Consider the following 23,378-nt stretch of genomic DNA (forward strand, 5'->3'; position numbering starts at 1 on the left):
CTTCTCTCCCCTAATTTAGAGGGAGAGTTAGAATGGGGGCTTTTACCCACTCCTAGCACGCCATTCATAAGGAATCGGTAATTATGCTCGTCCCAATACCAATAAATGTCGGGCGTCATCTAAAAAAGGCACACGCAAGGGCGTTGATGATAACACGCGCATTGTGACAGGCATGTCATCTATTTCTGCTTGTGGGTATTGTCCTTTCATCGCCAACAATACGCCATCCTCAGCCAATAAATGTTCACACCATTGACAAAAATCTGCCAAACTGGAAAACGCTCGGCTAATGACTTGGGCTTGTGGCGGCAAATTGGCCTGCTCGACACGCGCATGATGTACACGGACATTGTTGAGTGCCAATTCGGCCACCATTTGCCGTAAAAAACGGGTTTTTTTGCTATTACTGTCTAACAAATCGACTTGTAATTGCGGTTGGGCAATCGCCAACACTAAGGCCGGAAAGCCCGCACCTGTGCCCACATCTAATAAAGTGTCATGTTTGAGATGAGGTAATACCGTGAGTGAGTCCAAAAAATGTTTAATGACAATATCTTTAGGCTCACGAATAGCTGTGAGATTAAAAGCGGCATTCCATTTTTGTAAAGCAGCCACATAACACTCAAGCTGGGTCATGGTTTGGGATGCAATAGTCAAGCCGAGTTGGTCAATACCTTGATGCAGTAGTTGTTGAGGCGTAGACATAATAGGATAAAATTTTAGACAGAGATAAGGTCAGGGGCAAAAATCGTTGCCCCTCAATCGTCAGCACGTGCGTTTAGCCCACCAATTTCATATTGGCTAAACCGCTCTTTTTCAAATAAATCATCAACAATGACACCGCCGCAGGCGTCACGCCCGAAATACGGCCAGCCTGTGCCAACGTTGCAGGTTTAATGGCTTTTAATTTGGCGCGTACTTCGTTTGATAAACCTTGTACACGGTCATAATCAAAATCTGGTGGCATCACCATTTCTTCGGATTGGCGTAATCTCGCCACTTCCTCTTGTTGACGATCAATATAACCACTGTATTTAGCACTGATTTCAATTTGCTCACCCACTTCAGGCGCAACGTGTGCCTCTGTTAAGCTGGCCAATTGTTCAAAGCTCACTTGTGGGCGTTTTAACAAGTCTAACAAATTGTTTTCACGCGCTAATTCTTGGCCAGTCATTTCGGTAAAGCGTTGCGCCAATTCGGTTTGTGGATGAATAAAGGTTTCTTTCATGCGTTGGGTTTGTTGGGCAATGGCTTCTTGCTTTTCGCTAAAGACACGCCAACGCACATCATCCACTAAGCCTAGTTTGCGACCAATTTCGGTTAAACGCGCATCGGCATTGTCTTCACGCAACAACAAACGATATTCAGCGCGTGAGGTAAACATGCGGTAGGGTTCTTTTGTACCCAAGGTAATCAAGTCATCAACCAATACCCCTAAATAGGCTTGGTCACGAGTTGGATACCAGCCCTCTTTGTCTTGGGCGCGTAAACCTGCGTTAATACCTGCTAATAAACCTTGTGCACCTGCTTCTTCATACCCTGTCGTGCCGTTAATTTGCCCTGCAAAGAATAAGTTTTTAATCACTTTGGTTTCGAGGGTATGTTGCAAATCTTGTGGATTAAAATAATCGTACTCAATGGCATAGCCTGGTCGAATAATATGGGCGTTTTCTAAACCTTTCATTGAGCGAACTAATTGAATTTGCACATCAAACGGCAAACTGGTGGAAATACCATTCGGATACAATTCGTGCGTAGTTAAACCTTCGGGTTCGATAAAAATTTGGTGTGATAATTTGTCGGCAAAACGATGAATTTTGTCTTCAATAGACGGGCAATAACGTGGGCCTACACCTTCAATCACACCTGTGTACATCGGTGAACGATCTAAACCACTGCGAATAATGTCATGGGTTTTTTCGTTGGTATGGGTAATCCAGCAACTGATTTGTTTGGGGTGCATCTCGGCATTACCCAAATAAGACATGACAGGCGTGGGTGTATCACCTGGTTGTTCGGTCATCACGCTAAAATCCACACTTTTGGCATCAATACGCGGCGGTGTGCCTGTTTTTAGACGGCCAACACGCAAAGGCAATTCACGTAAACGATGCGCTAAAGCAATGGACGGGGGGTCACCTGCACGACCACCACGGTAATTTTCTAAACCAATGTGAATCGTGCCACCCAAAAACGTGCCTGTGGTTAACACCACAGAAGTGGCAGAAAAATGAATACCTGTTTGGCTAATCACACCTTTGACGGTGTCGCCTTCGACAATCAAGTCATCAGCCGCTTGTTGAAAAATATCGAGGTTAGCTTGGTTTTCAAGAATGCTACGCACAGCCGCTTTATAAAGTACACGGTCGGCTTGGGCGCGTGTGGCGCGGACAGCTGGCCCTTTGCTACCATTTAATACCCGAAATTGGATGCCACCTTTGTCGGTGGCTAAGGCCATTGCTCCGCCCATTGCGTCAATTTCTTTGACTAAATGGCTTTTGCCAATACCACCAATGGCTGGGTTACAGCTCATTTGACCTAAAGTTTCGATATTGTGGGTTAATAATAGGGTTTGACAGCCCATACGCGCGGCAGCCAATGCTGCCTCTGTACCCGCATGACCACCACCAATCACAATCACATCATAAACTTTAGGATAACGCATAACACCACACCGCAATAAGAAACCATTAGGCACTATCAGCTTAGGTCTTACACGTTGAACGCGGGTTTGTGCATATCTCGCCCCATATTATTTGGAGAGCACAACCTACGCGAGCATTTGGCAAAATACGTCAGGCTTAAGCTGTAATTTAACCTAATATTATAGCGTGGGCATTGGCGATAGAGTTAGTGTTATTTTTATAGCGGCGGTTGGGGTTTGGCCTGTATGCCACAATCCACGTATCAACAGTTGACTGAAGGCGAGTCTTGGAAGATGCCTCCCATTAATAGGAGGCATGCTTTGAGCGGCAACGACGGGGCTTATTCGTCACTTCGGGTACATTCGGCAGCATTGGGTTCTATTTTACAACGTACCTTTTTGAGCACTTTCATCATTTTGGCATCATACACGCCCTCTTGTGTTAATTGTATGCGTGCTTGACGTAAGGCATCTTGATATTGACGTTCATGCTCAGGTTCTAAAATCATCCAATATTTTTTGGGGATTTGTGTTTCGGCAGTGTTAATGGTCAAAAATAAACGGTCTAGCATTTCATCTAAAAATTGCGAGGTAATGGAACGAAACGCGGCGACCCGATTATCTAAGTCATTCGTTTTCTTTTGTAGTAAATCACGGTTGATAATTAAACTGGCGGTCATTTGCATCACAGGCGTACTGTAAATACCGCCGTTATTGGCCAAACCTGTATGTAACTCATACGGCCAGTAGGCCACCGCAGGTGCGACAATCATGTCTGTTTCGCCTTTATTAAAGGCCGCCGTGTAGTGGCCAATATCGGCTGCCACCGCTTGTGTCCCCATTTTATTCATGGCTTGGCTTAAGGACACGTTCCAGTCTAAGACCGAGGCTTTTTTGTTGGCTAAATCTTTGGGGGTTTCCCATGTACGGTCACGCACATGCAAATATTGTGCACCTACAGGAAAAATACTGACGACTTGATAAGGGCCTGTAATGGTTAACGGCTCTAATTTGGGGTCGAATAAGGTTTTTAATAATAACCGCATATGCTGATAACTGGGAATCGCGCCGATGGCATCAACACTCCCCATAAACAGATTAAATTCACGCGCGCGTAAGGTGGGCATGACGGCTGCTTCGCATTTGCCTTCCTTAAAACTGTCTACCACTTGGCGTTCATTGGCCATGACCTTAAAATCGGCAATCATATTCCAACGGCGTGCAATTAAGGCTAAGTCTTTAGCTCGACTATAAAACTCACCACTTGTCCCCTGCATATCCAAGAAACAAATAGACACCTTTAAGGGCTTCGTAAACGCAGGCGGCAAGCCTTTGGCATTCGGTTTAATTTCTTTGGCTAACGGAATTAAATCGGCAGCTTGCGCAGGTGCTAGGGCCAATACACTGGTGGCGAGGACAAGACTGGATAGGAGTTTTTTGACAGACGGAAACATAAAATCATCCTTTTTTGTGCACCCATCACGGGTGTTTGTTGATAAATGCAAAAAGCAATTATTTTCTTTTAGTCATTAAGTAGTAGCAGGTTGCTTGGTTTATGGCAAGTTATACGCTGTGCGATTCATTCGACCTATCTCAGGTATATACCGACAAAACACCTTCCTCTCTATTGTTTAGACTTGCTATAAACGATAATCATCTGCTATGCGTAGTGCATATTCTCAGACTCTATCCCCCGAGGAGCGTTATGATGATTCGCGCTAAGATTCCCGTTAAATACAGTCGTTATGTTTTTGCCTTTTTGATGTCGTTACTGATGTCGGGCATTATGTCTTTTGTCATCACCACATTTAATATCGGTTTTGTGGATGGCCTGCTGTATCTATGGCTCCATGCATGGGGATTTGCGTTTATGGTCGCTTTTCCCAGCATTTTACTGGTCGTACCTTTGGTACAAAAACTCGTATCTTATCTCGTGGGCAATGAGTAAACTGCTCAGTTCACAAAAAAAACTGTTTATTACCATCAAATAATGTAACCTTGTTTAGTGTCATAGTCAGTATACTTTTGGAGCTGCCAAGAGACTGGCAGCCAGATAGATATCACTATTTTTTACCGCGTAGGGTATCGTGACAACAGTGATATTTGTCATGTATTTTTTATCTATGACCGAGGGTCTATTATTTGAGTCAGCGCCATGACTCACTAAGGAGTTCATTTATGACTGCTGCTATGTCCTATGCCCCAAGTTTTTATGTCCAATCTGACGAGGTACAACTGGCGGTTTATCAACGCGGTAATCCAGCGCAACCGACCGTCATTTTCATTCATGGCTATCCCGACAATCATGAAGTGTGGGATAAAGTCGTTGCTCTTTTAGAAGATGAGTTTCATGTCGTGACGTATGATGTACGCGGCAGTGGCGCATCCAGCCTTCCTAAACGTATTCGGGATTACACCTTAGCGAAATTAAGCCAAGACTTACAAGCGGTGATGAATGCCGTCAGTCCCGACCGACCTGTGCATTTAGTGGCTCATGATTGGGGTTCGATTCAAACGTGGGAGTCGGTGACAGACCCTGCACTACAACACCGTATAGCCTCTTATAGCACCTTATCGGGTCCGTGTTTAGACCATGTAGGCAAGCTGTTAAGACGATACATTAGTCAGCCAAATGCCGAACATTTAAGCTATATCATGAATCAGGCGTTGCATTCTTGGTATATTTTTATGTTCCAAGCACCTTTATTAGCGCCAACCATTTGGCGCGCAGGTTTGGCTAAGCATTGGCACAAGGTGTTGGCTAAGATTGAAAACGTCAAACATGCAGAACCCAATCCCAACCAACTGATTGATGGTGTCAACGGCATTCAGTTATATCGTGCCAATATGTTGCCGCGCGTACTGGCACCTCGTGCACGTTACAGTGCCGTACCCATCAATTTATTGGTTGCTTTGGATGACCATTTTGTACGTCCCCATTTATATAATTATTTAGAGGAATGGGCGCCCAATTTAGAGCGTACCGAGATTCAAGGTGGCCATTGGCAATTATTATTAGACCAACCCGAGGTCTTTGCTGACGCCGTACGCCAGTTTATTAAGCGCTATTAATGCGGTGATTAGACAGGTTGATTGGGGTTGTGAAAGCCCTCTTTTTAGGCTGGTACGGTCAGGCCGTCTTCTATTCTGCATGAAGAGTGACGACGGCCTAAGCGATTCTATGCTTGCATAAGCACTAGACTGAGCGCTGCTGTAAACGGCGCGTATTTACTAAATCTACTGCACGTGCACGCAATTGACCACAGCCGCCATCGACCTCTTGCCCTGCACTATTGCGCACTTTCGTAATCACCCCGCGACTGTGTAAATAACGCACTATGTCTATGATGCGTTGGCCGTCTGGCCGTTGATAATCATCACCTTCTAAGGCATTAAATGGAATCAAATTAAGGACGGCATACTTGCCTTTGAACAACCGTAAAATCGCGTCTAGCTCATCATCCCCATCGTTAACACCTTTGAGTAATGTCCACTGCACCTGAATAGGGTAGTTAACTAAGCGTGCATAAGATTCGCCTAATTCCAGTAGTTCTTCTGGACTAATAATGGGCGCTTTAGGTAATAAATGAACACGCAAATCGGCTTTGGTGGTATGTAAAGATAAGGCTAAGGCAGGCTTCACACGTAAAGTGGGTAAACGCTCAAAAACACGCCTATCGCCAACGGTCGACAAAACAAGGTTTTTATGCCCAATAAAGGCATCTGTTCCTAGTACATCAATCGCCTCTAACACATTATCCAAGTTGTGTGCAGGTTCTCCCATGCCCATAAAGACGACTTTTTTGACAGGTCGACGCCGACGGGCTTGTACAACTTGGGCAACCATTTCTAAACTGCTGACTTGGCGCAATAAACCACTTTTACCTGTCATACAAAAACGACAACCGACTGCACAGCCCACTTGTGTCGAGATACATACACCATCACGCGGCAATAAAACACTTTCGACCATTTGGCCATCAGGCAAGTCCAATAATAAGCGCACCGAACCATCATCGGCAGGATGCTCAGAACGGACGCGCGCAAGTTGGTCTAAATCATGCGTCAGTTGTGGCAGGCCTTGACGTACAGATAAGGGTAAGAAGGCTTCGGTATCACAACGGCGCGCACCCGTATGCAAGGCGCGTCCCTGTAACCACGCGCGTACAATGCGCTCGCGGTGTACGGCTTGTGCACCCAAGTTGCTGAGTCGTTGATTAAGGTCGGAGATATACATCAGCCTATGATAGCAGTAGTTGTCTTAATCTGCTATAAAGCTGTCACCCTTAGCCTGTATGGCTGAGCATTGACCATCAAGGAAGATGTGTCCGCGATGATTGCGCACCTCTTTTTTGAAGGGATATACCTAAAATAGGAGTGTGCATCCATGAATTATCCTAATCGTATTATCAAACTCGGTGAAACCGATGCCGAATTAGTCAAAGCTATCAAAGTACAACTTAATCAAAAATTAGTACTTGCCTCATCACAAGCCCTAGACACACAAAACCCTAACTTTGGTACTAGCACGAAACAAATGGTCAAGCTGTTTCAAAGTCGTTTTACCGACCATGAAGGTAATCCTCTAAAAATTGATGGCGAAATTGGCCTATTGACTTGGAATGCGTTATTTGAGACGGCGGCTGACCGCCAAAAACAGGCGGCAAGCGCCCTGTTAAAGCAAGTGATTGCGATGGCAACGGTAGAAAAGAAAAAGAATGTACGTGAGCACCCAAAAAACTCTAATCGAGGTAAAGAAGTAGACGCTTATTTACAACGTGCAGGTGCAGGCTTGGGTTTATCGTGGTGCTGTGCTTTTGTCTATTGGTGTTTTGATGAAGCAGCCAAAAAACTACAAAAAACCAATCCAATGATTAAAACCGCAGGCTGCTTGGCGCATTGGAATGGTGCGGGTAAAAAAGGGATTGCGCGTATTACCGCCGCACAAGCACAGGCTAATCCACAGTTAATCAAAGTAGGTATGGTTTTTATTATGGATTATGGCAAAGGTTTGGGACATACAGGCATTGTGATTGAGGTCAGTGACGGGTGGATTACGACCATTGAAGGCAATACCGATGCCAGTCTGAGCCGTGAAGGCGGTGGCGTGTATCAGTTAAAACGCAAAATCAATTCTATCAATAAAGGCTTTATTGATTACAGTAGCTTTTAAGATGTGCAAACAGGCGATGATGTGCGTCCTCATCGCCGTTTCTTAATTAAATAGAGAGTAAGGCTTGGTCGGTAATGACATGTAAACGGACATCGATATTTTGACGCGTTGCATTAGAATAAGGACATACCTGATGTGCACGTTCCACTAACAATTGGGCTTGCTCGAGTGGCATATTGGGTACATAAATTGTCAATGCCACCTCTAATCCAAAACCTGTGGCAATGGGGCCAATACCGACCGTACCTGTGACTTGACTATTTGACGGCATGGCCAATTTATCGCGCATAGCGACAAATTTCATCGCTCCTAAAAAGCACGCACTATACCCGCAGGCAAATAACTGCTCAGGATTCACACCATCGCCACCAAAGCCCCCCAATTCTTTAGGCGTGGTTAAACGTAAATCGACCATACCATCTCGCGTCACGGCGCGACCATCACGACCACCTGTTGCCGTAGCAGTGGCTTGATATAACACTTTATCTAAAGACATGACTTCTATCCTCTCTTGACGAACGCTGTACACGGACAGCAAAATAACTAATAAACAATTTAATAGCACACTACTTAATGCAAAAAGGACGGGCATGATTGTCCCCTCCCTCTAATTGGCCGCATGGGCAAATAAGGCCGAACGGACAATTTCTAGCTCTCTGCGTAGACTTTGTAGATGCTCTGGGTCACGCTGGATGGCGGCAATCATGCATGAGGGCACGGCTTGTGCTAACGCATGTAAATCGTTGCCCATTGGCGTTAAATTAATAATGACTTGCCGCTCGTCCTGCGTCGAACGCTGACGGGTAATTAAGCCCATAAACTCCAAACGTTTTAACAAGGGGGTTAAGGTAGCAGAATCTAAAAATAAACGCTCACCAATACCCGAGACGGTTTGCTCATCTTGTTGCCACAGCACCAACATCACCAAATATTGCGGATAAGTCAAACCCAATGGTTTTAGGACTTGGCGATAGGTTTTGTTGAGTGCCAACATCGTTGAGTAGACAGCGAAACAAAGTTGATTTTCTAAAGCCAGCGGATTAGACATGACAACACCTTAATATATAATGCGCTAATATATAGCACACTATATATTATCTTGCAATTTTTTTAGTTATTCTTTGCTTAGACTTATGTTGGCTGCGCCATACGTTGCATACGAATGGCATCAAACGGGCAAACAAGATGACACTTTGCACAACCCGTACACTGTTCAGGGCTATGTAAAACAGCGGTTTTTTTACCCCAACCTTTGGGGTGCGTATTATCTAACCATAGGACATGGGGCGGGCATGCAGCCACGCAACGGCCACAGCCTGTACAACGTGTGGTGTCAACCACAGCTAAGGCGACTGCTTTAGGCTGTAACTCACTGATAGTATGCGTGGGAATACGCGTCACAGACATGGATAAACTCTATATCGTTCACACACTCTGCCTGTTATAACACACCGTACTGCCCTTACACACTTAAATGTGCTTGCACGATATCGTCTGTGAGTTGGCTAATTTCGCCTTCGGCAACCAACCGACCTTTATTGAGGATATGAAAGTCCGTAGCATAGGCACGCGCAAAGGGTAATTTTTGCTCTACCAATAACACGGTAATACCTAACTGATGATTGAGTTTACGAATCACCTCACCAATATCTTTGACGATATTGGGCTGAATGCCTTCGGTCGGTTCGTCTAAAATGAGGAGTTTAGGGTCTAACACTAAGGCACGGCCAATAGCTAACTGTTGTTGTTGTCCACCCGACAAATCACCACCACGTCGTTGACGCATGTCTTTGAGCACAGGAAACATATCGTAAATATGGCTAGGAATGTGTTTGAGCTTATCTTTACGGCCACTCAGTGCGATTTTCAGATTTTCTTCAACCGTCAGTAACGGAAAAATTTCTCGTCCTTGCGGCACATAGCCTATGCCTAAACGCGCACGTTGTTCTGTGGCATATTTATTGAGGTTTTGATTGTCAAACCAAACCTCTCCTGTTTTGTGTGGTAATAGCCCCATCACGCATTTTAAGAATGTGGTTTTGCCAACACCGTTACGCCCCATTAAACAAGCGCAGGAACCTTGACGAATTTTTAAGTCAATATCCCATAAAATATGGCTTTGGCCATAAAACTGATTGAGACCTTCAATGCGTAGCATGATGTTATCCTGATTTTCTAAGACCCATGACGGTGGACGTTAACACTGTCTTTACTCGCCTAAATACACTTCTATCACTTTAGGGTTGGCTTGAATTTCGTCCATAGAGCCTTCGGCTAATACTGAGCCTTGATGCAATACGGTGACGGTACGCGCAATAGAACGGACAAACGCCATGTCATGTTCGACCACAATCACGGAATGTGTACCTGCTAAGGAGACTAAAAGTTCGGCTGTACGTTCGGTTTCTTGACTGGTCATACCTGCAACAGGTTCATCCACCAACAATACGCGCGGGTTTTGCATTAGTAACATGCCAATTTCTAACCATTGTTTTTGCCCGTGTGACAAAATACCTGCCAATCGATGCGGAATCTCTTGTAAACCAATCAAGGCTAAGACTTCCTCAATTTGGTCACGTTGCTCACCTGAGAGCTTGTGCAACAAACTCGCCCAAACACTTTTATTGGACGACATGGCTAACTCTAGATTTTCAAATACCGTTAAGGCTTCAAACACCGTCGGCTTTTGAAACTTACGACCAATGCCAACATTAGCGATTTGCTGTTCGTTAAGTGTCAATAAATCAATACGTTGCCCAAAAAACACCGTGCCTGAATCGGGTCGGGTTTTGCCCGTAATCACATCCATCATGGTCGTTTTGCCTGCGCCATTCGCGCCAATAATGCAACGTAACTCACCGTCATTGATGTACAGCGATAAATTATTGAGCGCCTTAAAACCGTCAAAACTGACAGAGACGTCTTCTAAATACAACACAGGCCCGTGTACGGTATCGACCAATAACGGACTGTCTAAATCCGATGTCATATTGACGGGTACACGTCCTTTGGTGGCGGGTTTTGCCGATGTAGACCAAATCATGGTTTCACCTCTTGCACAGGAGCAGATTCAGAATGCTTAGACATATCTTTGGCAGGTCGAATCATTTGCCATAACCCCACTAAGCCCTTTGGCAAAAATAAGGTGACTAAAACAAACAATGCACCTAAAGCAAACAACCATGCTTCGGGATAGGCCGATGTAAACCACGTTTTGGTAAAGTTGACCGCAAATGCGCCAACGACTGCACCATAAAGCGTGCCACGTCCGCCCACCGCCACCCAAACCACTTGCTCAATGGAATTTAAGGGGGCAAATTCACTGGGATTAATAATGCCTACTTGCGGCACAAACAAAGCACCTGCAATACCTGCCAAGATTGCCGAAAACACAAACAACCATAATTTATAGGATTCGACGGCATAACCACAAAATCGGGTACGACTTTCGGCATCACGGATGGCAGTAATCACCCGCCCAAAACGCGAGCTGATTATCCAGCGACAGGCCAAATAGGCACTGGCTAAGGCCAAAACAGATGCCAAAAACAAGGTAATACGCACCGTATCACTGGCCAACGAATAACCTAAGATATCCTTAAAATCGGTTAAGCCATTATTGCCACCAAAGCCCATCTCATTTCTAAAAAAGGCTAACATGAGGGCAAAAGTTAAGGCCTGAGTAATAATGGATAAATACACCCCCGTGACTCTTGACCTAAACGCTAACCAACCAAAGACAAACGCCAGTAAGGCAGGGACTAACACTACCATCAACATGGCAAAAGCAAAGTTGTCAAAGCCATACCAATACCAAGGTAGTTCTTGCCAGTTAAGGAACACCATAAAATCAGGCAATTCTGGATTACCATATACGCCACGTTCACCAATTTGACGCATTAAGTACATGCCCATGCCATAACCACCCAAGGCAAAAAATGCACCATGCCCTAAGGATAAAATACCGCAGTAGCCCCAAATCAAATCCAGCGATAAGGCCAATAAGGCATAACATAAAAATTTGCCTAATAAGGTCACGGTATAACTAGAGACATGCCATACCGAGTCCGCAGGAACGGCTAAATTTAAGATAGGAATAAAGATGGCGAGTAAAGCTAACACTGCCAGCAATACCATACCGCCTTTGTCGTGGCTAAATAAGCGTTGTGTCAACATATTAAGACTCCACTGCCCGACCTTTTTGCGGGAATAAGCCACGCGGTCTTTTTTGGATAAAGAGGATGATAAACACCAAGACCAACACTTTGGCTAGGACTGCACCGGCATAAGGCTCTAAAAACTTATTGGCAATGCCCAAACCAAATGCCCCGACTAAGGTCCCCCATAAATTACCCACCCCGCCAAACACCACCACTAAAAAGGAGTCAATAATATAGGCCTGCCCCAAATTGGGCCCGACGTTGGTAAGCTGTGATAAGGCTACTCCTGCAATGCCTGCAATACCTGCACCTAAACCAAAGGTTAAGGCATCCATCCAGTCGGCACGTACACCGACTGCACGCGCCATCGCACGATTTTGGGCAACCGCTCGTAGTTTCAAGCCCAATGCGGTACGTTTTAGTACCACCAGCAGGACAAAAAACACGGCTAACGCAAACAATAAAATATACAGACGATTGTAGGTAATCGACCAAACGGGATTGATTTCTAAAGAGCCACTCATCCATTCAGGAGAAGCAACCGCACGATTTAAGGGAGAAAAAATAGAACGTACGGCTTGCTGTAAAATCAAACTAATACCAAAAGTCGCGAGTAGGGTTTCGAGTGGTCGGCCATATAAAAAACGAATCACACCGCGCTCAATAGCGATACCCACTAAACCCGCCACAATAAAGGCAGCAGGAATAGACAACACCAAACTCAAGCCTAAGTGTTGTGGCATCAGTTGTTGTAAAACATAGGTGGTATACGCGCCTAGCATCATCAGCTCGCCATGCGCCATGTTAATCACCCCCATCACCCCAAAGGTAATGGCTAAACCAACGGCTGCGAGTAATAACACCGAACCTAAACTGAGACCAAAGAAAATATTTTCAGCGACTTGATAGGCTTTAATTTGTTGCTGCGTTTTGGTGAGTGCGGCTTGTGCTTTATGTTTGACCGTCGTATCGGCATCGTTATCGGCCATTTCTTGTAAACGGGCACTGACTTCGGGATATAAAGAGCCCGTCAATTTTTCAATCGCTTGTAAACGTAAACTGAGCTCTTCGCTTTGTGATAAAACCAGACCTACTACGGTCGTTAATAAGGCTTTGACATCACTCGCCGACTCTTGGCTGATTTGCTGTTCTAAGATGGGTAATAAATTGCTATCGGGTTGATTACTAATTAATTGTTTGGCCGCCGCTAAACGCAGTGACTTATCGGGCGAGGATAATTGTAAACGCGCAATGATTGTGCGTAGTTCCCCGCGTAAGGCGTTGTTTACACTGACCATATCTAAGGTAAATTGCGAAACCGTACCTAGAGGTTTTGCGGTCAAGGCATCGGTAACGATAGGGTCATCCCCTTCTGTGGCGACAATCACCAGTTGACTGGGTTGCGTCATGTTGTAGTGTAATTGTCCCTCTAATAGAGCCGATAAAATAGGCAGTACTTGCGACTCTTGACGAAGGGCTAATTGTTGAATAATTAAGGCCTTTTGCTCGAAATCCTCAGCCGTCACCAGCTGACCTAAAAGGTTCGGTAGGTCGTTAGCAGGGGCAACTACGGCAGCGCTGGTGGCAGGTGTTGCCACGTCTTCGGCATAACTATACGCAGTGTTTAATAACAATAAACACCATAACGTCATTATCCGTATCAAGGTATTCACAGACGTCCCCTTGGGTAAAAAGCATCATAGCTAATTATGCAGAGATGATGCCAATCTATTGGCAAGCCTCTCTTGCGCCTCAGACTAAGACGAGCAAGAGAGGAGTTTTGACAAAAATAACGAAGGTTGTTGTGTGTACTAACTACAGTACACACCGTATTGGAAGATTAGTAAACTTGGCCAGAACACTTCTTAGTAACCATGTTGTAGTTACCACACTTTAACTTAACCCAATCTGCGACAATATTTTTGCTGTCGGGTAAAAAGTCAGACCATGCATCACCTGGTACTAAGTCTTTGGTTTTCCAGACCGTAGCGATTTGACCATTGGCTTGAATCTCACCAATCAAGACGGGTTTCGTAATATGGTGGTTTGGTAACATTTCGGACATGCCACCTGTTAAGTTAGGCACTTTGACACCAATAATGGCAGCCGCTACTTTGTCTGTGTCAGTAGATTTGGCTTTTTCGACCGCTTTTACCCACATATTAAAACCAATCACGTGGGCTTCCATGGGGTCGTTAGTCACGCGTTTTGGATTTTTAGTAAAGGCTTGCCATTTTTTGATAAACGCGGCATTGGTTGGATTTTTTTCGCTCATGAAATAGTTCCATGCGGCTAAATGTCCTACCAATGGCTTGGTGTCGATACCAGATAACTCTTCTTCACCCACCGAGAAAGCAACCACAGGAATTTTCTCAGCCGAGATGCCTTGATTACCTAACTCTTTATAAAAGGGGACGTTGGCATCACCGTTAATGGTGGAGACAACGGCTGTCTTTTTGCCTGCAGAACCAAATTTTTTGATATCGGCGACAATACCCTGCCAGTCAGAATGACCGAATGGGGTGTAGTTAATCATAATATCTTCGGTTTTAACGCCTTTGGCTTTTAAGTAGGCTTCTAAAATTTTATTGGTGGTACGGGGATACACATAGTCTGTACCTGCTAATACCCAGCGTTTAACACCTTGTTTCATTAAGTAGTCAACCGCAGGAATGGCTTGTTGATTCGGCGCTGCGCCTGTATAAAACACGTTTTTAGACGACTCTTCGCCTTCGTATTGCACAGGATAAAACAATAAGCCGTTTAACTCTTCCACCACAGGTAATACCGATTTACGCGAGACCGATGTCCAGCAACCAAAAATGGCGGCGACTTTGTCTTTTTGAATGAGTTGACGGGTTTTTTCGGCAAATAAGGGCCAGTTAGAGGCTGGGTCAACAACGACTGGCTCTAGCTTTTTACCTAATAAACCGCCCTTTTTATTTTGCTCATCAATCAGCATTAACATGGTGTCTTTGAGCGTGGTTTCGGAAATGGCCATCGTGCCTGATAAGGAGTGTAAAACGCCAACCTTAATGGTATCAGCCGCTTGTACGGTAATACTGCTCATGGCTAAGGTGGCGGCAATCACGCCTGAAGATAAGGTTTTTAGTAAGGTTTTCATGTGTGTTCTCTCCGTGGTTTCTTTCTGTCGTTATCAGTATTAAAGCGTCATCAACTGAACACCCAAACCAATCGAGCTATCGTCATAGCCTGTTTCTGAATAGCTATGGTCTAAGTAAAACAAGCTCACTTTGGCATTAAAGGATTTAATGATGTAATTCAAATTCAGTTCGGTAGTATCTACCTCTAAGCCTTTACCGCCTGCGAGGGCATCTAAACTAGAAGTACCAAACTTTCCTAAAACTTGTACTTTGCCAACGCCCATCGGTTGTGGTAATAAATAAGAGCTCATCAAATACCAGCTATCACCACTAGAGGCATCAGCAATAGGAGGTACTGCTGGCGTTGCATTAGGGTCGCCTTTAGCAAAAAAACCACCATATCCTCCCAATTTATCGTATTTGATGTATTCACCCTCTACGGTAAATGCCCCACCGCCTGCCACTTTTTTCTCCATCAAAAAGTCAATATTGCTGGTACTATTGCCGTCCACCGAGTTCACAGCAGCACCCACAGCTAAGATATCTTTGTCGCCCAAATACGTCCCATTAATGTAATAACCAGGTTCTGCTTCCCAAAAATTGTACTGCACACGCGCAGCCGTCATCATTTTATCGGCATCGGGCGTACCTGCCTTGGTGGATGGAATATCAAATAAACCCGCCGAGATTTTTAGTTTTTTGTCGGCAAAATCACCCCAGTAGGCGACACCATCAGCACGACCAAAGGTAATAAAGGGATAACCGTCTTGTGTGCCATCGGCGGCAAAATTCCAGTTATTCGAGAAATAAGCACCATAACTATTAGCACGGTCGGTCGGAGGTAAAAAACGTCCCATCCAAATGTTCATGGTGGGTGAAAACTCAAACTGGGCAATGGCATCTTGTAAGGAAACAGCTTGTGAAGAATCTAACTCCGAAGAAAAGCTAAACTTGACGGTATCGGTAATTTTACCGTTGACATAAAAACTCAAGCTGTTCAGGTTAAAATCCATCACATCTGGCCCAGCATCCGTACTGGTAGATACCACACTCGTGCGCAAGCTGGCTGTCAGTGTGGTTTCGGGTAGTTTAATTTCGGCGGCTTGAGCAACGTTGCCCAAGGTGGCCAAGGCAATCGAGGCCATCAGCAAGGTTTTACCGCGATTTAATACAAACGTACTCAGCATGATCTATCTCCATTGACGACCATCAAAATACGAGGAGTTGGTCAATTCTCCCCGCAGATACGGCTTTAAGCCATGTTCATTCAGACACGCATCGCAAGGCTCACGTGGCTGTATCTCTGCTTAGACTTGACGCTGCATTCGCGATAAATTCTGTCTTCCTGTGCTTTACTGCTTTTGTCCATTAAAAGGAAGTAAGGCTCAGAATTCAGCTTGCACAGTCTTAGTCCTACGAGTCTTCTGCCGCAAAGGGATTACGGGCACTATGCAACATATGAATAGTGATTTTTCGTACTTCGGCTTTGCTGGCTTCAATATGTGTCTTTAATAGACGTTGGGCTTGCTCTACCCGACGCGTTAAAATGGCACCCAAAATTTTGCCGTGTTCCATATAGGTGGCTTCGATACGCGCCATCTTGCTAAAGTCCAAACGGCGAATAATGCGGATACGTTCGGTAATCGCTTGATGCATCTTGGCCATTTCTTGATTACCCGTTGCCGCAACCAACATGTGATGAAACCGTTCATCTAACACGGCAACCGTTTGTGGGTCTTGAATACGTTGCTCAGGCTCTACCAACCAAATGCGTTTTAAGTCTTCCAACAAACTGGATTGAACCTCTTGCTCGCACAGTTTTTTGACGGCAGCTAATTCCAAAATGATGCGCACATCATAAATTTCTTCAAAAAACCGAAAATCAAAGGGTTTGACTTGCCAACCACTGCGATACAGCACATCCACATAACCTTCACGTTGCAAACGAAAGAGTGCTTCACGTACGGGTGTACGGCTCGCCTCCATACGTTCGGCCACTTCGTTTTCGGTAAAGCGGTCACCTGGTAAGAGTTGAAAATCAAAAATTTCATCTTTCAGTCGGGCATAAATACGTTCAGCCAGATTTTCGGGGGTTTCCTTACGTCGTATGGCGGTAACAGGGTTCACATGGCGGGTGTTGTGCGTCATCGCGGCATCCTCAGGGCAGTTAGAGAGCCAAAGTGTAACCCGTTTATACAGGCCTCGCTGTGGATATCTACTGGGTTCAGAATCCAAATGACTGTTGCCATGTTTGGCGCTCCTAAGCCACGTCAGTTTCAATGTCTAACAAGGCATCACCCGCGGCAATGGCACTACTTGGTCGACAATGCAGACTTTTGACTGTGCCACTGACCGAGGCGTAAATGGGAAACTCCATTTTCATTGCCTCTAAAATCACTAAGGGCTGCCCCGCTGCTACGCTATCCCCTACATTGACTAATACTTTCCACACACTGCCAGAAATGTCTGCGCATACCCGTTGAATATTGTCATCGTCTAACACCTCTGCAATCAGTTCGGTTGTTTGACTGGTGCTGCTCGTCGTTTCGTTCTGCCACAGCGCAACCTCTTGCTGATAGGCCACGGCTTGTTTAGCCTTAAATTCGGTAATACTATCGGCATGGGTGACTAAGAACTGCTCGTAATCGGCTAAGGCAAATAACTCTTGTTCAATACGAATCTGTGCTTTGCCTTCGCGAAAATTGTCACGAAACGCGGTCAACTCCGCTTCCGTGACGGGATAAAAACGCACTTGGTCGAAAAAGCGGAGCAACCAAGGCGTGCCAAAATCGAATTGGGTATTTTTGAGAAATTTGTTCCAGATGGGCAACGTACGCCCTACTAATTGATAACCACCCGGCGAATCCATGCCATAGATACACATATAGACCCCACCAATGCCTACCGTCCCTTCGGCAGTAAATGTGCGAGCGGGGTTATATTTGGATGTCATCAGGCGATGACGTGGGTCAACAGGGACGGCACAGGGTGCGCCCAAATACACATCACCCAACCCCAAGACCATATAACTGGCTTCATAGACAATTTTTTCGACTTGTTCACGGCTATCTAAGCCATTGATACGTTGAATAAAATCGACATTGTTCGGCAACCAAGGAGCTTCTGCTTTGACCGTTTCCCGATAACGGGTGACTGCGTCTAAGGTGGCAGAATCTTCAAAGGCTAAAGGCAAATACACGACCCGTGTTGGTACGGTCATTTGGTCGACAGCGGGCAAGCGTTCTTCTAAGGCAAGTAATTGTTCGATTAACGCACGTTGATGTACCACACGACTGTCATAACGAATTTGTAAGGAACGTACACCGGGTGCTAATTCATGAATCCCTGCAATAGGATGGGCTTTGAGAGCTTCCATCAGGGCATGAATACGGAAACGCAAACGTAAATCAAGGACGTTTTGCCCATATTCGAGGAGGATATATTTGTCGCCTGCTTGGCGATAACACACCGCAGGACGGTCAGCTTGTGCAGCTAACTCAGCCACCACACAGCTTGCTGTGGCATTGAGCACAGGCTCTTTAGGGCTAAATAAATGGGCTAGATACTGACTAATATTACGCCATAAGCTCGTTGTCGTTTCACTGACAACGGGTGCTGCCAGAGCAGCTATCGCTTCATCTTGTTGTTGCTCTAAGGCTAAGGCTTGGTCAAAACTTAAGGCTTTAAAGTAAATTTTATCACCCGGTTTGACTTGACCTACTTTCCATAATTCCGCTTTGACAATGGTCGCCAAACAAACAAAACCACCTAAACTGGGGCCGTCACAGGTCAAAATGACAGGCGTGTCACCCGTAAAATTAATACTGCCAATCGCGTACTCACAGTCATGGATATTAGAAGGATGTAAGCCTGCTTCTCCACCATCCACACGCGCCCATGTCGGTTTTGCACCGACTAAGCGCACACCTAAACGGTTAGAGTTGTAATGTACTTGCCACGGCTCAGCAAAAAACTGGTCAACAAATTCAGGAGTAAAAAAATCAGAAGCACCGTGAGGACCGTATAACACACCAATATGCCATTCTTGGCCATAAGTTGGAATCAATGCTGTCGGGGCTGGTGCAGGCTCCGCAATAGGTTGAGGGGTGTTGGTGGTAGCAAGCTGGCTGGTATTCATTGCCAACATATCGCCTACTCTCAGGGTACGCCCCGCGTGTCCGCCAAATTGCCCCAAGGCAAACGTGGATTTGCTCCCTAAGTAGTCAGGTACATCTAAGCCCTGCCGAACTGCAATATAAGTACGACAGCCTGAGCTAACGCGTCCCACTTTTAAGACTTGTCCTGAGCATACTGATAACGGTGTCCAAAAATTGACTGGCTGCCCGTCTAAGGTAGCAGGTGTTTGCCCACCCGTTAGGGCAATGATGGCGTCACCATGGAAACGTAAGGTGGGCCCTTGAATGGTGGCTTCTATACCTGCTGCCGACGGATGGTTACCGACAATACGATTGGCTAGTCTAAAGGCATAGTCGTCCATTGCACCTGACGGTGGTACGCCAATATCCCAATACCCAAAACGGCCAGTATCCTGAACACTGGTATACGTCCCTGCCTCCAACACCTCAATTTGACGGGTTTGATAATCAAAACTTTCTAAGAAACGCGTGGAAATTTGTGCCAAGTCAAAAGCGGAACTCGCAATGATTTGACGAACATAATCTAAATTAGTGGCAATGCCATATAAACGGGTATTGGCTAAGGCTTGCTGCAATTTTGCAATTGCATCGGCACGGTCAGTCCCTGTGACAATGACTTTGGCTAGCATAGGGTCGTAATAAGGTGACACCTCTGTGCCCGTCGCTACCCAACCGTCTATGCGTGCCTCTGCTGGAAAAACAACTTCCGTTAAAGTGCCTGGTGAAGGCTGGAAATTTTTTAACGGGTCTTCGGCATAAATACGTACTTCAATGGCCGCACCAACAGGCGTAGGCAAGGAGGCAAAGCTGGGTGGCTCGCCTGCGGCGGTTAAAATCATCCATTCAACCAAATCAATGCCTGTCACACATTCGGTAATGGGATGCTCAACTTGTAAGCGGGTATTCACCTCTAAGAAATAAAACTCATCGCGTTGACTGTCATAAATAAACTCGACAGTACCTGCGGACTGATACGCCACGGCTTTGCCCAAACTCACGGCAGCCGCTAGTAAGGCCTCGCGGGTTGCTGCGGGCAGATTGGGGGCTGGCGTTTCTTCGATGACTTTTTGGTTACGACGTTGCACCGAACAATCACGTTCACCCAAAGCAACCACATCGCCCAAACCATTACCAAAAATTTGCACTTCAACATGACGCGCTTGGTCGATGAATCGTTCTAAAAAAACACCGCCATCATTAAAGAAGTTTTTTCCTAAGCGTTGTACAGAGTCAAAGGCCGTGCTCAATTCATCCGCGTTATAACAGCGTGATAAACCAATACCCCCTCCCCCTGCTGTACTTTTGAGCATGACGGGATAGCCTAGTTGCTCGGCAGCATGGAGTGCTTCTGCTAAGGAAGATAATAAACCCGTTCCTTTTGCTAACGGCACGCCTGCGTGTTCGGCCAACTCACGGGACGCATGTTTGAGACCAAACTGACGCATTTGAGCAGGCGTTGGCCCTACAAAGACTAAGCCTGCTGCGGCACAGGCTTCGGCAAAGGCGGCGTTTTCGGACAAAAAACCATAACCAGGAATAATCGCCTGTGCGCCACATTGTTGCGCTAAAGCAATAATTTTATCGCCACACAAATAACTCTCATTAGGATTACTGCCACCTAATAAAAAGGCTTCATCAGCAACACTCACATGCAAACTGTGTTTATCTGCTTCGCTATAGACCGCAACGCTGCCGATGCCCATCTTTTTTAAGGTTTTGGCAATACGCACCGCAATTTCGCCACGGTTAGCAATTAATACTTTTGTAAACATGAAATGCGGACTCCTTATGGCTTATTTTTACTGGCGATAAATGCGCGCCAGCCGCCAAATTCGCTGATGTTTTGTGCCTTAGCCAATGCCCAAGGCTCACAAATAAAACCTTTCACTTCACGGCCATCGGCTAACAACAAGGTGCCTATCCCCAATGGCGCAGGAATCAGACTGACAAAAGAACCAAAATGTGCGACTGGCATCGACCATAACTCAACGATAATGGCGCTACCTTGACCAGACTCTACACGCAATAAACCTGGTTTGGGCGGTGTGGTTTCGGCAAGGGCATATAACTGATAGCAGTCAGCCGTGGTGGTTTGTTCTAACAACACAGCACCACGTTCTTGCAATTGATAATTGAGTGGCATACTCGTTAAATGTGCACCAACCACCGCTAATGTCAGATGTGGGACAGATAAGGGTTGAGCAGGTGTCAGAGGAATATGAGCCAAGGTTTTTTGCAAAGCACCCGTTGTCCACGGTGCCTCTTGTTGCCAACGGCGGCCAAATTCAGCCAATTGTGCGTCATGCCATGCAGGCGCAATCAGTGTGATACCAAAAGGTAAACCATCTGCACGTAAACCCGCGGGTAAGGCCAACGCACAACCGTCTAATAAATTAACAAAATTGGTATATGTCCCTAACTGACTATTCAGTGTAATGGGGTCTGCCAATACGGCTTCTTGGGTATAAATACTGGCGGTTGTTGGGACTAACAAAGCATCTACATCGGCGTATATTTGAGCGACGGTACGTTTTAATTCAGCGAGTCGATATTGTCCCTTAAAGGCTTGCACTGCCGATGTCGTTTGTGCCTGTTCAATAATGCCACGTACTACGGGATGAATGGTGTCAGGCTGCTTTGCAAACCATGACTCTAAGGCAGCATAACGCTCCGCTAACCATGCTCCCTCATACAATAAGGCGGCTGCTTGTTGAAAGGGTTGAAAATCGACTTTTTTTAACACGACACCTAAGGCAGTGAGTTGGCTGAGTGTGCGCTCAAACGCCTGTTGCGCGAGTTCATCGCCAAACCATTGCAAGGGTTCAGGAACAGCAAAGGTAATTTGTTTAGGCAATGCGCCAACAATCGCATCGGGTAAGGGACGGGAATAGGGGTCTTGCTCATCATACCCTGCCGCTAAACGCGTGACATAATCGGCATCATCCACACTCAGAGCAAATACAGAGACACAATCCAAACTACGACAAGCAGGAAACACACCTTTGGTACTCAACCAACCACAACTGGGTTTTAAGCCGACAATGTTATTCAAACCTGCGGGTACGCGACCAGACCCTGCGGTGTCTGTGCCTAGAGCAAAAGGAACTAATCCCTTAGCGACAACCACTGCCGAGCCAGAACTCGAACCCCCACTAATAAAATCAGCATTAAAACTGTTATCAACGACACCATAAGGCGAACGTGTACCTACCAACCCTGTCGCAAATTGGTCTAAGTTGGTTTTACCCATGACCACTGCACCTGCGGCGATTAACTTCGCCACGACGGTGGCATTATCTGATGCGGGATAGGCAAACTCTGGGCAAGCGCAGGTTGTCGCAAATCCCACGACATCTATATTGTCTTTAACCGCAAAGGGAATACCAAATAAGGGTAACTGCTTGAAATCCCCTGCTGCTTGTGTGAGGCGATGTTCTAGACTAATCAGGGCTTGTGTCAAAGCCTCCTTGCTCACTAAGGAAATCCATGCTTTATCATCCATAATCTCTAAGGTTTCTAATAGGGTCATTAGCAAAGTTGTTGGCTTTGCTCCTTGACGGTAGGCTTGTTGCCACTCTCCTAAAGTCCAGCCAGTCGTTGTTAACATCTGCTCTACTCTTTTGTATTCCTACTTGTATACAAGTTTGTATAGCAGAACTCATGCCAACTTTTGACAACGTAACATCAAAATAAATTAAATAATAAAAATCAAACACTTAAAAATAAAAAACAAAATTTGCACTAACAATAAGCTGCCAAAAAATAGTTATCGCATACTAATAGGACGGATTATCCAAAACATATTGCACCGTGATGCAGCAAAAAAGAAAAAAGGCGAACTTTTTGGGTTCGCCTTTTTATGAAGGGGTCAAGAGTTTAGGAACTATGACCAACTAGCAGCAATAATCACATCTAACTGACTGTGTTGCTCGGAACTTAACTCGGTTTGACCTAAAGACGGTGGCGCAATACTGGCCATCGCATTCACCAATGCCTGAACATCCGTACTCAATAAAGTCATGTTACCATCCGTCGTCTTGAACTGCTCAACCTGATTGTCCGTACTTAAATACCAACTCTTCACCACAACCTTGTCACTCGTGCCAATAATACTCACTTCTAGGTTATTACCAACACGCT

Annotated in this window: 19 protein-coding genes and 1 pseudogene; 3 read left to right on the top strand and 17 right to left on the bottom strand. The window is 45.6% G+C overall.

What is annotated here, in order from left to right; all coding sequences use genetic code 11:
• Positions 1–81: 81 nt before the first annotated feature.
• The 3 genes from rsmG to C8N29_RS10945 form a co-directional block, all read right to left on the bottom strand.
• Positions 82–705 carry a 16S rRNA (guanine(527)-N(7))-methyltransferase RsmG gene (rsmG, locus tag C8N29_RS10935; protein ID WP_107866102.1) on the bottom strand — a complete coding sequence of 208 codons (624 nt, stop codon included), beginning with the start codon at positions 703–705 and terminating at the stop codon, positions 82–84.
• 73 nt (positions 706–778) lie between these two features.
• Positions 779–2,665, bottom strand: coding sequence for a tRNA uridine-5-carboxymethylaminomethyl(34) synthesis enzyme MnmG (gene mnmG, locus C8N29_RS10940; protein ID WP_107866103.1), 1,887 nt, complete (start codon positions 2,663–2,665; stop codon positions 779–781).
• A gap of 320 nt (positions 2,666–2,985) precedes the next feature.
• On the bottom strand, positions 2,986–4,098 hold the full coding sequence (locus tag C8N29_RS10945; protein WP_107866104.1) for a putative solute-binding protein: 1,113 nt from the start codon (positions 4,096–4,098) through the stop codon (positions 2,986–2,988).
• Between the two features lie 251 nt (positions 4,099–4,349).
• On the opposite strand from C8N29_RS10945, the gene C8N29_RS10950 reads away from it, so the two are divergent.
• Together C8N29_RS10950 and C8N29_RS10955 are read left to right on the top strand one after the other, a co-directional pair.
• A complete protein-coding gene (locus tag C8N29_RS10950; protein ID WP_239987095.1) occupies positions 4,350–4,592 on the top strand; it encodes a DUF2798 domain-containing protein in 243 nt (80 codons plus the stop codon).
• 230 nt (positions 4,593–4,822) lie between these two features.
• The gene (locus C8N29_RS10955; RefSeq protein ID WP_107866106.1) at positions 4,823–5,716 is read left to right on the top strand and encodes an alpha/beta fold hydrolase; all 894 of its coding nucleotides are present in this window, start codon (positions 4,823–4,825) and stop codon (positions 5,714–5,716) included.
• A gap of 124 nt (positions 5,717–5,840) precedes the next feature.
• Here the strand turns inward: C8N29_RS10955 and C8N29_RS10960 are convergent, their stop codons facing one another.
• Positions 5,841–6,881, bottom strand: a complete 1,041-nt coding sequence (locus C8N29_RS10960) for an RNA methyltransferase (protein ID WP_107866107.1) — start codon at positions 6,879–6,881, stop codon at positions 5,841–5,843.
• 150 nt (positions 6,882–7,031) lie between these two features.
• Here C8N29_RS10960 and C8N29_RS10965 point away from each other — a divergent pair, with 150 nt between their 5' ends.
• Positions 7,032–7,817 (top strand): CHAP domain-containing protein, encoded by a 786-nt coding sequence (locus C8N29_RS10965; protein ID WP_107866108.1) that lies wholly within the window; start codon positions 7,032–7,034, stop codon positions 7,815–7,817.
• Positions 7,818–7,863: 46 nt separating this feature from the next.
• Here the strand turns inward: C8N29_RS10965 and C8N29_RS10970 are convergent, their stop codons facing one another.
• From C8N29_RS10970 to C8N29_RS11030, 13 genes and pseudogenes are all read right to left on the bottom strand, one after another.
• Positions 7,864–8,313 (bottom strand): organic hydroperoxide resistance protein, encoded by a 450-nt coding sequence (locus C8N29_RS10970; RefSeq protein ID WP_107866109.1) that lies wholly within the window; start codon positions 8,311–8,313, stop codon positions 7,864–7,866.
• A gap of 111 nt (positions 8,314–8,424) precedes the next feature.
• Entirely contained in the window at positions 8,425–8,865 is a 441-nt protein-coding gene (locus C8N29_RS10975) for a MarR family winged helix-turn-helix transcriptional regulator (protein ID WP_107866110.1), read from the bottom strand.
• Positions 8,866–8,948: 83 nt separating this feature from the next.
• Positions 8,949–9,224, bottom strand: a complete 276-nt coding sequence (locus C8N29_RS10980) for an ATP-binding protein (protein WP_107866111.1) — start codon at positions 9,222–9,224, stop codon at positions 8,949–8,951.
• A 55-nt stretch (positions 9,225–9,279) separates the two neighbouring features.
• Positions 9,280–9,975 carry an urea ABC transporter ATP-binding subunit UrtE gene (gene urtE, locus C8N29_RS10985; protein WP_107866112.1) on the bottom strand — a complete coding sequence of 232 codons (696 nt, stop codon included), beginning with the start codon at positions 9,973–9,975 and terminating at the stop codon, positions 9,280–9,282.
• A 51-nt stretch (positions 9,976–10,026) separates the two neighbouring features.
• Entirely contained in the window at positions 10,027–10,806 is a 780-nt protein-coding gene (gene urtD, locus C8N29_RS10990) for an urea ABC transporter ATP-binding protein UrtD (RefSeq protein WP_107866124.1), read from the bottom strand.
• A 50-nt stretch (positions 10,807–10,856) separates the two neighbouring features.
• The gene (gene urtC / locus C8N29_RS10995; RefSeq protein ID WP_107866113.1) at positions 10,857–11,993 is read right to left on the bottom strand and encodes an urea ABC transporter permease subunit UrtC; all 1,137 of its coding nucleotides are present in this window, start codon (positions 11,991–11,993) and stop codon (positions 10,857–10,859) included.
• A 1-nt stretch (position 11,994) separates the two neighbouring features.
• Positions 11,995–13,650 (bottom strand): urea ABC transporter permease subunit UrtB, encoded by a 1,656-nt coding sequence (gene urtB, locus C8N29_RS11000; RefSeq protein WP_204509332.1) that lies wholly within the window; start codon positions 13,648–13,650, stop codon positions 11,995–11,997.
• Positions 13,651–13,904: 254 nt separating this feature from the next.
• Positions 13,905–15,101: pseudogene (gene urtA, locus C8N29_RS11005) on the bottom strand (urea ABC transporter substrate-binding protein); the annotation flags it as partial.
• A 39-nt stretch (positions 15,102–15,140) separates the two neighbouring features.
• Positions 15,141–16,268, bottom strand: coding sequence for a hypothetical protein (locus tag C8N29_RS11010; protein ID WP_107866116.1), 1,128 nt, complete (start codon positions 16,266–16,268; stop codon positions 15,141–15,143).
• 226 nt (positions 16,269–16,494) lie between these two features.
• On the bottom strand, positions 16,495–17,229 hold the full coding sequence (locus tag C8N29_RS11015; RefSeq protein WP_107866117.1) for a GntR family transcriptional regulator: 735 nt from the start codon (positions 17,227–17,229) through the stop codon (positions 16,495–16,497).
• Between the two features lie 112 nt (positions 17,230–17,341).
• Positions 17,342–21,010, bottom strand: coding sequence for an urea carboxylase (uca, locus tag C8N29_RS11020; protein WP_107866118.1), 3,669 nt, complete (start codon positions 21,008–21,010; stop codon positions 17,342–17,344).
• A gap of 14 nt (positions 21,011–21,024) precedes the next feature.
• A complete protein-coding gene (gene atzF, locus C8N29_RS11025) occupies positions 21,025–22,845 on the bottom strand; it encodes an allophanate hydrolase (RefSeq protein WP_107866119.1) in 1,821 nt (606 codons plus the stop codon).
• A gap of 276 nt (positions 22,846–23,121) precedes the next feature.
• Positions 23,122–23,378, bottom strand: a 257-nt coding sequence (locus C8N29_RS11030; protein WP_239987097.1) for a calcium-binding protein, incomplete at its 5' end; no start/stop codon positions are given.

This window comes from Agitococcus lubricus (assembly GCF_003051055.1).
GTDB lineage: Bacteria > Pseudomonadota > Gammaproteobacteria > Pseudomonadales > Moraxellaceae > Agitococcus > Agitococcus lubricus.

Excerpts from the sequence above, each read along its gene's own strand:
- rsmG (WP_107866102.1), bottom strand. The coding sequence starts at position 705 with ATGTCTACGCCTCAACAACTACTGCATCAAGGTATTGACCAACTCGGC.
- mnmG (WP_107866103.1), bottom strand. The coding sequence starts at position 2,665 with ATGCGTTATCCTAAAGTTTATGATGTGATTGTGATTGGTGGTGGTCAT.
- C8N29_RS10945 (WP_107866104.1), bottom strand. The coding sequence starts at position 4,098 with ATGTTTCCGTCTGTCAAAAAACTCCTATCCAGTCTTGTCCTCGCCACC.
- C8N29_RS10950 (WP_239987095.1), top strand. The coding sequence starts at position 4,350 with ATGATGATTCGCGCTAAGATTCCCGTTAAATACAGTCGTTATGTTTTT.
- C8N29_RS10955 (WP_107866106.1), top strand. The coding sequence starts at position 4,823 with ATGACTGCTGCTATGTCCTATGCCCCAAGTTTTTATGTCCAATCTGAC.
- C8N29_RS10960 (WP_107866107.1), bottom strand. The coding sequence starts at position 6,881 with ATGTATATCTCCGACCTTAATCAACGACTCAGCAACTTGGGTGCACAA.
- C8N29_RS10965 (WP_107866108.1), top strand. The coding sequence starts at position 7,032 with ATGAATTATCCTAATCGTATTATCAAACTCGGTGAAACCGATGCCGAA.
- C8N29_RS10970 (WP_107866109.1), bottom strand. The coding sequence starts at position 8,313 with ATGTCTTTAGATAAAGTGTTATATCAAGCCACTGCTACGGCAACAGGT.
- C8N29_RS10975 (WP_107866110.1), bottom strand. The coding sequence starts at position 8,865 with ATGTCTAATCCGCTGGCTTTAGAAAATCAACTTTGTTTCGCTGTCTAC.
- C8N29_RS10980 (WP_107866111.1), bottom strand. The coding sequence starts at position 9,224 with ATGTCTGTGACGCGTATTCCCACGCATACTATCAGTGAGTTACAGCCT.
- urtE (WP_107866112.1), bottom strand. The coding sequence starts at position 9,975 with ATGCTACGCATTGAAGGTCTCAATCAGTTTTATGGCCAAAGCCATATT.
- urtD (WP_107866124.1), bottom strand. The coding sequence starts at position 10,806 with ATGACATCGGATTTAGACAGTCCGTTATTGGTCGATACCGTACACGGG.
- urtC (WP_107866113.1), bottom strand. The coding sequence starts at position 11,993 with ATGTTGACACAACGCTTATTTAGCCACGACAAAGGCGGTATGGTATTG.
- C8N29_RS11010 (WP_107866116.1), bottom strand. The coding sequence starts at position 16,268 with ATGCTGAGTACGTTTGTATTAAATCGCGGTAAAACCTTGCTGATGGCC.
- C8N29_RS11015 (WP_107866117.1), bottom strand. The coding sequence starts at position 17,229 with ATGACGCACAACACCCGCCATGTGAACCCTGTTACCGCCATACGACGT.
- uca (WP_107866118.1), bottom strand. The coding sequence starts at position 21,010 with ATGTTTACAAAAGTATTAATTGCTAACCGTGGCGAAATTGCGGTGCGT.
- atzF (WP_107866119.1), bottom strand. The coding sequence starts at position 22,845 with ATGTTAACAACGACTGGCTGGACTTTAGGAGAGTGGCAACAAGCCTAC.